10 protein-coding genes are annotated in these 13,536 nt (G+C 38.2%); 3 read left to right on the plus strand and 7 right to left on the minus strand.

Annotated elements, in window-relative coordinates; genetic code table 11:
- Positions 1 to 54: 54 nt before the first annotated feature.
- From Q0590_RS14720 to panC, 7 genes are all read right to left on the minus strand, one after another.
- Entirely contained in the window at positions 55 to 555 is a 501-nt protein-coding gene (locus tag Q0590_RS14720; RefSeq protein WP_302038322.1) for a chemotaxis protein CheW, read from the minus strand.
- Positions 548 to 2,596, minus strand: a complete 2,049-nt coding sequence (locus Q0590_RS14725) for a chemotaxis protein CheA (protein ID WP_302038323.1) — start codon at positions 2,594 to 2,596, stop codon at positions 548 to 550. The genes Q0590_RS14720 and Q0590_RS14725 overlap by 8 nt, the downstream gene beginning before the upstream one ends.
- Positions 2,593 to 2,958, minus strand: a complete 366-nt coding sequence (locus Q0590_RS14730) for a response regulator (RefSeq protein ID WP_302038324.1) — start codon at positions 2,956 to 2,958, stop codon at positions 2,593 to 2,595. Before Q0590_RS14730 ends, Q0590_RS14725 begins: the two co-directional genes overlap by 4 nt.
- Positions 2,959 to 2,995: 37 nt before the next feature.
- Positions 2,996 to 3,322, minus strand: coding sequence for an STAS domain-containing protein (locus Q0590_RS14735; protein WP_302038325.1), 327 nt, complete (start codon positions 3,320 to 3,322; stop codon positions 2,996 to 2,998).
- A 23-nt stretch (positions 3,323 to 3,345) separates the two neighbouring features.
- Positions 3,346 to 4,260, minus strand: coding sequence for a hypothetical protein (locus tag Q0590_RS14740; RefSeq protein WP_302038326.1), 915 nt, complete (start codon positions 4,258 to 4,260; stop codon positions 3,346 to 3,348).
- A gap of 54 nt (positions 4,261 to 4,314) precedes the next feature.
- Complete coding sequence (locus Q0590_RS14745; RefSeq protein WP_302038327.1) at positions 4,315 to 7,440, minus strand: PAS domain S-box protein; 3,126 nt, start codon at positions 7,438 to 7,440, stop codon at positions 4,315 to 4,317.
- A gap of 541 nt (positions 7,441 to 7,981) precedes the next feature.
- A complete protein-coding gene (panC, locus tag Q0590_RS14750) occupies positions 7,982 to 8,842 on the minus strand; it encodes a pantoate--beta-alanine ligase (RefSeq protein WP_302038328.1) in 861 nt (286 codons plus the stop codon).
- 271 nt (positions 8,843 to 9,113) lie between these two features.
- Between panC and Q0590_RS14755 the strand changes: the two genes are divergently transcribed.
- From Q0590_RS14755 to glmS, 3 genes are all read left to right on the plus strand, one after another.
- The gene (locus tag Q0590_RS14755; RefSeq protein ID WP_302038329.1) at positions 9,114 to 9,926 is read left to right on the plus strand and encodes a glycogen/starch synthase; all 813 of its coding nucleotides are present in this window, start codon (positions 9,114 to 9,116) and stop codon (positions 9,924 to 9,926) included.
- Complete coding sequence (locus Q0590_RS14760) at positions 9,910 to 11,307, plus strand: DUF4270 family protein (RefSeq protein WP_302038330.1); 1,398 nt, start codon at positions 9,910 to 9,912, stop codon at positions 11,305 to 11,307. Before Q0590_RS14755 ends, Q0590_RS14760 begins: the two co-directional genes overlap by 17 nt.
- A gap of 174 nt (positions 11,308 to 11,481) precedes the next feature.
- Positions 11,482 to 13,317 carry a glutamine--fructose-6-phosphate transaminase (isomerizing) gene (glmS, locus tag Q0590_RS14765; RefSeq protein WP_302038331.1) on the plus strand — a complete coding sequence of 612 codons (1,836 nt, stop codon included), beginning with the start codon at positions 11,482 to 11,484 and terminating at the stop codon, positions 13,315 to 13,317.
- Positions 13,318 to 13,536 lie beyond the last annotated feature (219 nt).

Consider the following 13,536-nt stretch of genomic DNA (forward strand, 5'->3'; position numbering starts at 1 on the left):
CATGATAGTTAACTGAGTATAAGATACAAAAATGAGAGAAACTGCCGGATAGCCTTAGGCAATTGTAGGCAGAGCCAGAGATTCTTTTACTGTAACGAGCTCATCAGAAGAAAACACTTTGTCTAAATGGAGCAGCATAATGAATTGTTCATCCGTTTTTACCATTCCTTCAATAAACTCTGACTTGTATTTACTGCCTATGCTTGGAGCTGGCTTTATTTCATCGTCGCTTATCTCAAATACTTCCTGTACAGTATCTACCAAGGCGCCTAATATAAATGTTTCAGTATCCATTTGTATGTTCAATACCATAATACAGGTATTTACTGTATCAGTAGTGGCTGTCATGCCAAATTTCAACCGTGTATCTATAACAGGCAGAACACTGCCACGCAGATTCAGCACACCCCGCATATAGAGAGGAGACTTTGGTACTTTGGTAATTTTAGGCACTTCCAGTATCTCTATTACTTTTGCAACGCTTGCTGCAAACACTTCTTCGCCTAATTTGAATGAAAGGTAAGATTGAGCGATGGTTACTTGTTCGTTATTCATAACTTAATATATTTACTGTCTCTGATTTCAAAAATTGATTAATCATTTTATTTATATCCATAACCAGGGCAATAGTGCCATCGCCCAGAATGGTGGCACCAGATATATGATCCTGGTTTTTATATAACTTTCCCAAAGGTTTTAATACAGCCTGGTACTCTCCAATAACAGCATCTATTACTAAGCCTACTCTTTTTTCTTCATACTTTATTACTACAATCTGCTCTATAGTATGGTTAGTAAGACTCATATTAAACTCTTTGCGCAAATAAAAAAAAGGTACTTTTTCGCCATCTAGCGTAATGAGATTGTTAAATTTATCTACTAGTTGTGTATGTTCAGCTTCGTAGCATTTATCTACCAATGCTAAAGGCACTACAAAATGGGTGTTTTCGATTTTTACCAGAAGCCCATCAATAATAGACAGGGTAAGAGGTAATTTAATAGTAATGGTCGTACCTATGTTTACCTTAGATTGTAAGAAAACTTCGCCCCGGAGTTCGGTAATTTTCCGCTTCACTACATCCATGCCAACACCTCTTCCGGATACATCTGTTATCTGATCGGCGGTAGAGAAACCCGGTAAAAACAATAGGTCTATCGTTTCTGCTTCCGAAAGATGGGCATCAGCAGTAATTAAACCTTTAGCGATGGCTTTGCTGCGGATTTTCTGTAGGTTTATTCCTCCTCCATCATCTGAGATTTGAATATGCACATTGGTACCAGAGTAAAAGGCTTTTAATAGAATTTTACCTTGTGCAGGTTTGCCATTTTTTATCCGTACTTCTGCCGGCTCAATTCCATGATCGATACTATTTCTTAGAATATGCAATAAGGGATCGGCCAGACTTTCAATAATAGATTTATCTAATTCTGTCTCGGCACCTTCCGTAACTAGTATGATATCTTTATGAAGTTCAGCTGAAAGGTCTCTTACTAAACGCTGAAATCGGAGTAAGATAGTTTCCAGTGGAACCAGGCAAATACTAAATGTATTGTCGCGTAACTGGCGCGAAATTTTTTCAATGTTCTCAGCGATAGAAACAAGCTCCGGAATAGAATTTTGCTCAGAAAATAAGCTTAGCCTGGCTTGGGTTGTAACCAATTCACTGACTAAATTCATTAAATCGTCTAATTTCTCAGACGCAACCCGTATGCTGGAAACAAGTTGCTCTTTGGCTACAGCGGATGTGGGTTCGTCTTCACCTTTTTTTTTTGAAGATGTGACGACTTGTTCTCCTGCATTGATCTTATTATTTGCGGATGGTTTTGCAGTAGTATAATTAGGTAAAGTATTGTTTATAGATAAACTATTGGTAGCGAGTTCTTCTATTTTAATCTCACATTCATCTTCTACAAAAATAAACACATCTTTAATTGCATTTATATCTAGCTGTGTAGTAAGGTATATCTCCCAATAAATGTAGCACTTAGCTATAGCAAATGAATCTAATGTTGGAATATCCTTCAGGTGAGCTGTTACTTTGGCTTCTCCCAGGTTGCTTAACTCATCTAGTAAGTATAAGGGATTGGTTCCGTTGATTAATATATCTGCATGTGGCTGGAATATAATATGATACGTGTTTTGAACCGCCTTGGCTGAATTATCATTTTCCGTCTTTTGTTCGGTTAGCTCATTTTGAGATAGCTGAGCGGTATCTGCTTGATTGATTAAGCGGTGTATCTGCTCCATTACCTGCTCATGTGCCAGGGCTGCCGTAGCATTGGTAAGATGCGGATCGGTAAGTAATACCTTAAAATGATCCAGAGAAGTAAACGTTATGGAGAGTAGTTCTTTTGTAACAGGCCGCTTACCTTCTCTTATAAAATCATATATGGTTTCGAGGTGGTGCGTAACGGCCCCCATTTTCTCAAACCCAAACATGCTGCTATTTCCTTTCAAGGTATGCATTACCCGGAAGACCTTCTCTACAAGGCTTTTATCTCCGGTGTTTTGTTCAAGGGAGAGAAGTGTTTTTTCTAAGGTGGCAATGAGGTCATTTGCTTCCTCAATAAACTTTGCCTGAAACTGATCCATCATCTGATTAACTTTTGCACTACAGCCAATAATTTATCTTGTACAAAGGGTTTTACTATCCAACCGGTAGCGCCAGCAGCTTTAGCTTCTTCTTTTTTGGCTGTCTGAGATTCTGTGGTCAGAAGCAATATGGGTACATATTGGTAGGTTTCCTTTGCCCGGATTTCTTTTATTAAGCCGATACCATCCATATGGGGCATGTGAAAATCAGTAATAACCAGATGTATGTCTGTGCCATTCAAATGCTTAAGTGCATCCCTTCCATCTACACCGATTAACACTTTGTAGCCGGCATTTTCTAATGTAAAGTTTACTACGTCCCGTATACTTTCTGAATCATCTACTATCAAAATAGTCTTTTCCATACTCTTATGCTTGTCTATTTATTTTTTGTATAGCCTGTTAGTTAACCATAGCCGGAAAGTCAGCTAAGCCACCATGTTCCATTACATTAGTAATCTCTACTGGTAGTTCTACTTTACAGGTAATGCGTTTTTGCTGGGAAAGGGCCGTTTGCTTGGCAGAAAGCAGCAGCTGAATGCAGGCCAGATCCAGGTTTATAATATTTTTTAATTCGATGGTGATTTCATCGTACTGCTTGATTATGTCTTTTACTTCTGCTGTTAATTCATGCAGGTTTTTCAACACCAACTCTCCTTCAAGAGTAAGATTAACACGCTTGGTATGTTCATCAATCTGGGGAGTAATAGAAATCTGTATGTTCTTCATTTGTTTGCGTTAATAAGAGCGTATCAAAATAATTCTAAATTATCGTCCGAGGAATCCTGGTTATTTTCTGTCACCTGATTTTCACTTGAACTTGCTTCTGCTTCGAGTACTTTGCGGTGTATAGCTCTTTCACTTTCCATGGTGTATAAATTCTGAAGCTGAGCCAGAACTTCTTTATGTGTATCTGTTTTGATGCCTGATACCTTGCCTGTAAAAATTTTCTGTAACTGTGTATTGATGGCCTCTACTTCTGAAGAAAATGCATTGCAAGAAGTAATCTCTGTTAACAAATGGGTAATTTGCCGGATAAGTTGTTTGGTCAGTGCAGAGGCATTTGCCAGTTTTGCTTTAGTTTCGGCAACTTCTTGCTGAGCTAGTAAAGTAACTTTCTCATCTATATAGTTGCTGTTTACCTGTACACCTTTCAGGTTTGCTTTTATACCTGCAAACGCATTCTGATAATCCTGATTGGTTTGTTCGAGCTGGGCAGCATGCAGTTTGGTAATTTCAGAAAGGATAGATACATATTTTATTTCCTTTTCATGAGTTACACAGGCGTTTTGTTGAATCAGCAGTAACTCTTCAATAATTTCATTGATGGTTTGCTGTATATGTTCCAGCTTTTGCCGCACAATGTCATCAAATTGAATGACAGTAATAATATTGCTCATGTGCAGTAAGCTCTCTTTCGCTTCTTTGATAGGAAGCATTTGCACTGAATTGATGTCAGTAGCGGCTTCTCCTAACAACTCATGTATAGCATGCACCTGCTTATAATAATTTCTGGTAGCTATACTCAAACTTTTAAAATTCTCCGATGAATTCTCATATAAGGCTTGAATCCTGGTATTGCATAGCTGAAATACATGAATCAATTCGGCAACAGAGTATACTGAATGCGAAAACTGGAGGTGTATATGGGTATTATTTTCAGCCATTACTTACTGGATTAAAAAAATGAAGTATATGAAGTAGTGCCAGTTTTATAAGTATTAAAATAATTCTACAGAAATCTTCTGAACAAAGAGTGTGTACGTATGCTCTTCGCCGTGTTTGGCTTGGGTAAGTGTAAGCAACACCGCTACATCTTCGCCATCTTTATCTGTGAAGGATACTTCTGTACGAATACCGATATCTTTTATAGTATCCTTATCTGAAAAAATTACTTTGGAAGATCCGTCATCCAGTCCGTTGTCCACAAACTTTATAGGCATGAGCAGTGTAATGCTTCTTCTGAGAACCTCTGCTCTCGAAATACGCCAGATATCTTCAGCTGCTTTGTTGAAAAATTCTACTGTTCCCCGGTGATTAAAGGCAACTACCCCATCTACACATCCTTCTAAAATAGCTGTATTTTTAGCTTTTTCAGCTTCCAAATCTTTAATCTGGATCTTCATTTCTGCTTTGGCCTCCTCAAGTTTCTTGCTGAGTGTCCGCTGGAGTTCTTCCAATTCAGCAGTGTATTTGCGAAGCTTTTCTCCCTGCTGGCTTAATTCCTGTGCCTGTTTCTTAGCCTCAAGTTCCAGATGCTTTTCTGAAGTGATATCCTGTACAAACTTTATAATTCTGCTGGGCTTCCCATCAATATCCAGAATGACATTATATATCCCTCTAACCCATATTTCCTTACCCGATTTAGTATTACGGATAAAGTCACCCGAAACAAATTCATTGTTGTTCAGTTTTTGCCACAGCTGCTTATACTCAGGCATATTCCTGCGGACAGCACTTACAAAGATGCTATGGTGTTTGCCCTGGATTTCTTCCAGTGAATATTCCATAAGCTTTAAGAAGTTCTCGTTGGCCTGTAGAATATTGCCCTGCATAGTGAACTCTACCACACAATTAGATTTACTGATAGCTTCCAGTTTCGAGTTATATTCCAGGTTTTTAATTTTGGTATCGGTAATGTTGGCTTGTACAGAAATAAATTTATCAATATCGCCTTTCTCAGTAAACACCGGATTAATAGATAGAGAAATCCAGTAAGTTTCCTGCTGCTTATTGTAGTTGAGTACTTCTCCTGTAAATGGCTTTTTTTCCTGAATACATTTCCGCATGGCCAGTACAGTTTCCTGGTTGGTATCTGGGCCTTGCAGCAAACTGCCGGGAGTTTTATTCAGCACATCTTCCAGCGTATAGCCAGTCATTCGTGTAAATCCTTCGTTTACGAATTCTATTTGACCATCTTTGTTAGTAATGATTACAGAGTTATCGGTGTTATCGGCTACAAGCGACAATCTTCTGGCCTGTATTTCATCCCGCTTTTTTTCGGTAATGTCGTGCGCCAGGTGAATAATTTTATAAGGATTTCCCGACTTATCTAATACAGGTGTATAGGAGCCGCTTATCCATCGTTCTTTGCCAGTTTTAGTGTAATTCTTTTCATCGCCTGCTTTAATTACCCCCCTTTTTAGCTCCTGCCAAAGCTGGCTGTATTCTTCTGAACGCATATATTGCTTGTCTGAAAACAAGCCATGGTGTTCGCCTTTAATTTCTTCCAGGCTATAATTCATTAAGCGGCAAAAGTTTTCGTTAGCTGTCAGTACAAACCCATTCAAATCGAATTCTACCGTCAGTAACGTATTGTTAATAGAGGTAAACAAACCGGTAAGTTCTACCTCTTTCCGCTGCATTTCTTCTTGTGTTGAATTGAGTTCCTCCAGGTTTTGCCGCATTACTTCTTCCTGCTGGCGCATCTGGTCATTTAACCGGCGGGCATCGGATAATAATTTCTTGGTCCGTTCATTTGTTTTAACAGTAGAAAGCGTAGAGGCAATACTTTCAGAAAGTTTTTCTACATATTCAATCTCATATGGAGCAAATTCTTTGAAAGAAGCCAATTCAATTACACCATGTACTTCTTCATTCACTTTGAGAGGCACAAGCAGCATGCAAGTCGGATTAGCTTTACCTAGGCCGGACGTAATGGTAACAAAGTCTTGCGGAATATCTGTTAGGTACACGGTGTCTTTATCCCGGTATACCTGTCCTACTAAGCCTTCGCCTGGTTCTACTCTTCGTTTGAGGTGTTTTTTACGGTTCCAGGCATATGCAGCAAGTAGTTCTAAGTATACATTTTCTTGCTCTTCTTGTGTAATGAAGATAGCGCCCTGATTAGCCTGCAAATACTTTATTAAATCTATAATTATTTTTTCGGCCAGGTGCTCAATAGTGTCGCTGTTAGATCTGAGTAACTCTCCGAATTTGGCCATACCCTCGGTAGCCCATATTCTTTTTCGGTCTTCTGCTGAAATTTTTTGAAGTTTTTCGCGCATAGTTACCAGCGATTGCCCAAGTTTATCGCCTTCGCCTAACTGGGTGTATTGTATCGTAAAATCTCCTTCGCCAATTTTCTCAGCAAAATCAGATAATTGAAGCTGGTTTTGTGTAACTCTGTTTAATGACTGAGCAATTTTGCCTAGTTCATCGTTAGCTTCATAGGCTATTATATGAGATAAATCACCTGAAGCTGCCCGTACAGAAACTTCGGCAATTTGCTGAATGGGAGTCTTAAAGAACTTTTCTAACAGAAGATAAACAAAACCTATCATAGCTAACATAACAATAGCTAGTAAGGCCATGGCCATATGCATCCATTGCGTATGTCTGGTGCTGAGCTCCTGAAAATGAGTATTTAGTTCCCATGTCTGCTTTTCGAGGTTGCTCAAAATGTCTTGTATAGATGCCTGTTGATTAGCCGATTTCATGGAGGCATTTCTCTGAGATTCCTGCTTATACTGGCTCCAAAGCTTATCTATTGTACGCAACAACTTGCTTGCTTTCTTATCTTCATCATCGGCCTGCGGTAGTACATAGAGGGTATTGGCTACTTTCCCCCCCTGTAGTAAAGCTACCTGAGCTGACTGGAATAAAAAGCTGTTATTTTGGATGAGTTGTGCAGATTGAGCAGTTGAATTAGCATTAGGAGGGGTACTGGCAGACAGTAATTTCAGGATCATTGCTTGCCGCTCAGTTACTGATAGCAAGTTTCCGTATTGTACTTGTTTGGTATACATCCGGTTCAAAAAATACCCGGAAACACTACCTATAATGGCTATTAAAACAATTACTACACTTTGCTTAACCCCAACATTAAAGTCTTTATATTTTTTCATCTGCTTGTATGAATGATAAATTAAGCCAACTCTTTTTAAATAATTTTTGCAATAACTTTTAGCAACGATTATGAATATGGATTATTCAGCAGATATGAACCAAAAATTGCTTGCACGTACCAACATTTACCTCTAGCTAAAAAAATTATAATTACAAGATTGAGGAAAAAAATAGACTTGCCTGATGCGGATGGTTTTAAAACAATGCAGATGTAATAGTCTATGGCAGTTTAACGGTTACTTTTCTTTACCTTACTGTCAAGCGATGGCTTAAAGCAAGGCACTAGCGTAGCTTAAAATTGTTTTTAAGCTAAAATAGCCACGCTCAAATTCTGAACTTACCTGACTGCCTGGTAGGATGTATTGGCAAAGGAACATAAAGCACTAGTAGTTAGTGTAATGTTTGGCGGAGTAGCTACTGGACAAAGGCTTAGAAAAGAAAATAATATCAGCAAACCTTTGTAAGTAATTGAAAATATTTATGCTAAATAGAAGTAAGTCCGGCTTATACTAGTATAAAAAAATAGAGTAATAAGCTGATTTATTTGTAATTAGCAGAGTTGTTCAGAAATATATTATCTATGAGCCGTATTTCCCCTATGTAAGCAGCTATGCATAAAGAAACCATCTCATGCTCGTCTACTTCTTTTACTGGTTGTAGCGTATAACTATCCACTATTTCAAAGTATTCTAGCTGTATACCTGCTGTTGCAGCCAAGTGCCTTGCAACCGCTTCTTTAACCTGCTCCACCGACATAGCTGAGGCCCATTTTTGAGCCAATTGTAAGCTTTGATAAAGCAGCGGGGCTAAGGCTCTATCGTTTGCTGTAAGACGTACATTTCTGGAAGACATAGCAAGGCCATCTTTTTCGCGTATAATTGGGCAGCAAACCAATTGTACACCAAACGATAAATCGGTTACCAATTGACGAATAACAGCGAATTGTTGTAAATCTTTTTGGCCAAAGTATACTTGATCCGGCTTTACTATATGTAATAGTTTAGATACTACGGTAGCAACACCATTAAAATGTCCGGGCCGGTATTTTCCTTCCATTACATGTTCAAGATAACCAAAGTCAAATTTCAGCAATGTTTTTTGTGGATACATCACCTGGTCATCCGGTAAGAATAATACATCACAATTTACAGACTCTAATAGTTGGCGGTCGCTGGAAACAGTTCTGGGATAATGAACAAGGTCATTAGGATTATTAAATTGAGTAGGATTTACATATATACTGCACACCACCAGGTCACATTCTTGCCGGGCTTTCTCAATCAGTGATAAGTGACCGCTATGCAAGGCGCCCATCGTTGGTACCAGCCCAATTTTTTTTCCAGCATATTTATAAGCAGTTAAAAATCCCTGCAGGGAATGTATATCAGTAAAAAGATGCATAAAACCTGGATATGAGAAGCAACTAATAGTAAAGAAATAAACAGATGGCTAGGATATGATAAGCAGATTAACCTTTACAGCTTTTGATACTTATTTTTGTTGGAAGAAATTTTGTGAACTGTTTTTAAAGCAGGATATATTCTGTCAAAAATGCTTTTGTAAGGACACACATGCGCAATAATACACCAATCCAGGTAAAAAATCTTGAAATGCGAGAATTTTTTTGTATTTTTGCAAGCCATCAAATGGGAAGTATCAAATCCACACATATATGTCAAAACTCCGAATACTTTATGTAGCAAGCGAAATCAATCCTTTTCTCCAGACCTCTGAGGTAGCAGACTTTGTAAGAAAACTACCACAGGCTATGCAAGAACGAGGCATGGAAATCAGAATTCTTGTTCCCCGTTTTGGTTTGATCAATGAACGTAAAAATAGGTTACACGAAGTAGTAAGACTTTCCGGGATTAATATTGCTGTAGGTGAAGAGGAAAAACCCTTAATTATTAAAGTTGCTTCGGTGCCGAGTGCCAAATTGCAAGTATACTTTATTGACAATGAAGACTATTTTCACCGGAAATCCGTTTTCTTTGATAAAGAGAACCGGTTTCATGAAGACAATGATGAGCGGGCTATCTTTTTCTGTAAAGGAGTAATAGAAACAGTAAAAAAATTGGGTTGGTCGCCTGATATTGTTCATTGCAACGACTGGATGACAAGTTTGATTCCTATGTATCTGAAAACTACCTACAAAAACGATCCGATGTTTAAAGATACTAAAACTGTATTCACTGTTTACAATAGTTTCTTTTCACATAAATTTGATGAAAACTTACTCGATAAAGTAAAGATGATTGACATTGAAGATGAAATGTTGACCCATCTTAAATCAGCAGATTATGAAGGGTTTATTAAAATTGGCCTGGAGTATGCTGATGCCATTATTAAGGCAGACGAAGATTTTAGCGAAAGCCTTAATAATCTGTTCGAAACATTCGATAATAACAAGAAAATTAACTTTATCGAGCCGAACGGAAATTTCTCTGATTCCTATTATAATCTGTATAATGAGCTTTTTAATTAAGAAAGTATCACTTTTCTCTCTTCTTGTATTTACTCTGTTTGCTTGCGAAGAACCTGGAGATATTGGCCTGGACATAAAAAACCCAGGCCAATCTTTTGGAGTACAGTATACAGATACTGTAACTGTTCAAACTTCTACCGTGCTAGTGGATTCTGTCCGGACTTCTCTTAGAAATGGTTTGATTATCCCTGCTTCTAACCGGTATTTGCTTTCCGGAGCTTATACAGATCCACAGCTGGGAAATGTTTCAGCTACTAGCTACTTTCAGATTTATTCCGTCACCGATTCCATTTTACGTTTTGGCGATTCGCCTTCCATCGATTCTGTTGTGCTGTCTTTGAGAAAGAATTATATTTATGGAGATACCACGACAGCACAAAGCCTGAGCCTATACCAGGTAGAAAATCAGATAGACACGATACGTTATTATAACAACAGTAGTATTTCTTTTTCCCCTGCTATCCTTGGAAGTGCACAATGGCGTCCTGCACCAAGAGTTACCGGTGATACATTGAAAATTAAATTAGACCCAAGTGTAAGTAACCAATTAATTGCATTAAACGGACAAAACAGACCAGCTGTTCGGGAGGCACTCAAAGGCTTTGTATTAGTTGCTGACCCAGGTTCAAACAGTGCTGTTGTTGGATTTAATATTTTAAGTGCAGCTACCCGCATGAGAGTATATTACCGCAATGCTGCCTCTCAAACACAAAATACTTTCGATTTTATATTGGATGAAACCCGTGCTTTTAATCAGGTAACCAGCAACAGAAATTCACCCTGGGATATGCTTTCAATGAACCAGCCCGTTTCTTCCACTGTTACTTCGCAGGAAACAGCCATTGAAGGTGGTGGTGGTGTAATGACTAAAATCGAAATACCCCACTTTCAAAAATTAAAGGAGGGTAAAACAGTTAGACTCAATCAGGCTTATATAATTGTACAGCCAGTACAAAGTAAAACAGGTAACACTACTCCACCGCCGGCTGAATTAATTCTCTACCGGGCAAATTCCAGCGGGCAACCCTTAAAAACTTCCAATGGTATATATGTACCAATAGAGGCTTTCTCTAATCTAAATGCAAGCAGAGCTCCTATAACATCTAATTACAATTCTGTAGATAACTCTTACAGATTTGATATAACCCAATATTTGCAACAAATTCTAAATAGTAGCGAAACAATAAGCCCGGCTATGTATTTAACTGTTCCTTCGCTTACATTGGAATCTTTTTATCCACCTACTTCAGGTAGACCTTCTTATCCTGTTATTGCTGGTTCTTCACTTGAAAACTCAGTTAGCAGGCTGATTTTAGGAAATCAACAGCATCCTACAAACTCTTTAAAGCTGCAGATATATTACACAGAAATAAAGCAGTAGGGATTAGTAATAGATATATAATTGTATTTATTTAATGTACCATTCATTAAGTAAATACAATTTTTTTATTTTATCAGAACGGTACATTTGTAGTTTCGCCAGTATTTGAATAGATTATCGGCGTAAAGACTGGTAACATCTGTAAATAAACTATTTCATTAAAACTTATAAATCATGTGTGGTATTGTAGCTTACACAGGCCATAAAGAGGCTTATCCAATTATTATTAAAGGTTTAAAACGCCTGGAGTATCGTGGATACGACAGTACTGGTGTGGCTTTGTTAAATGGAGGATTAAATGTATATAAGAAAAAAGGTAAGGTAAGTGATCTGGAAGCCCATTTAAAAGATGTTCATCTGGCTGGTAATATCGGGATTGGCCACACCAGATGGGCCACTCATGGAGCACCAAACGATGTAAATGCCCATCCGCATTACTCATCTGATAAAAAGCTGGCTATTATACATAATGGCATAATTGAGAATTACAGTGTAATCAAGCAAGATTTAATTAATAAAGGCCACATCTTTTTGAGTGAAACAGATTCTGAGGTGCTGATTCATTTTATTGAAGATATTCAGGTACATGCCAATTGCTCATTGGAAGAAGCAGTAAGGCTGGCACTTCAGAAAGTAGTAGGCGCATATGCCATTGTCATAATGTCGGAAGATAATCCCAGAAGGCTTATAGCAGCCAGAAAAGGAAGCCCTTTGGTAATAGGCGTAGGGAAAGATGAATACTTTCTGGCTTCAGATGCTACACCCATTATAGAATACACCAAAGAAGTTATCTATCTGGATGATCATCATATTGCGGTCATTGCCAATAACCACTTAAGTATAAAAAGCCTGGAAGATATTCCAATTATTCCTTATGTGCATACATTAGAACTGGAGCTGGAATCTATTGAAAAAGGTGGGTACGAGCATTTTATGTTAAAAGAAATTTTTGAGCAGCCCAAGTCAGTAAAAGATAGTATGCGTGGCCGGATAAATGCTCATAAAGGACATATTTTATTAGGTGGCTTACGTGAATACATCAATAAACTTACCCAGGCACAGCGGATCATTATATTAGGTTGCGGAACGTCATGGCATGCAGGCTTAGTAGCAGAGTATGTATTTGAAGAGCTGGCCCGTATACCTGTAGAGGTAGAATATGCATCCGAATTTAGATACCGCAACCCGATTATAAACGAGGGCGACGTTGTAATAGCCATATCGCAATCTGGTGAAACTGCCGATACCCTGGCTGCGATTGAACTGGCAAAATCTAAAGGAGCTATTATTTTTGGTGTATGTAATGTAGTAGGTTCTTCTATTCCGCGAGCCACCCATGCAGGGGCTTACACGCATGCCGGACCAGAAATAGGAGTTGCTAGTACAAAAGCATTTACTGCTCAAGTAACGGTATTAACTATGATGGCTATAGTAGTAGCAAAAACGAAAGGGACTATCTCAGATTCTTTGTATCGCGAGTTACTATATGCCTTAGAAGCGATTCCTGATCAAATACAAAAAACATTAAATAATCATAGTCAGATAAAGTATATATCGAGCATTTTTAGAGATGCACGTAATTTTCTGTATTTAGGTAGAGGATATAATTTCCCTGTTGCCTTGGAGGGAGCCTTAAAACTGAAAGAGATATCGTATATACACGCTGAGGGATACCCGGCTGCCGAAATGAAACATGGCCCCATTGCCCTGATTGATGAAGAAATGCCTGTTGTATTTATTGCTACGCAAGACAGTTCGTATGAAAAGGTAGTATCGAATATTCAGGAGGTGCGAGCGCGTAAGGGGCGAGTAATAGCTGTGGTTACAGAGGGAGACAAATTAATTAAACAGATGGCAGAGTTCGTTATTGAGATTCCTGCTACGCATGAAGCATTAGTTCCGTTGTTATCTGTTATACCTTTACAATTGCTTTCTTATTATATAGCTGTGATGCGTGGATGCAACGTAGATCAGCCCCGTAATTTGGCAAAATCTGTAACAGTGGAATAATTGATTAAAATTCAGTTTGAAGCCTTCTGGAAGTAAAGATCTGGAAGGCTTTTTGATAAAATTCTATCTGAAACTCTCCACTCTCAACTAAACATTAGCAAATTATATTATATCGGAATATACAGAAGTACCGTTTTCAGGTAAATGCATGGTAACTATTTGCTTATCTATTTGCTTTATGGCGTAAAAATTGACAAGACGTATCCATTGATTTCATCT

The sequence above is a fragment of the Rhodocytophaga aerolata genome (genome assembly GCF_030503435.1).
Taxonomy (GTDB): Bacteria; Bacteroidota; Bacteroidia; order Cytophagales; family 172606-1; genus Rhodocytophaga; species Rhodocytophaga aerolata.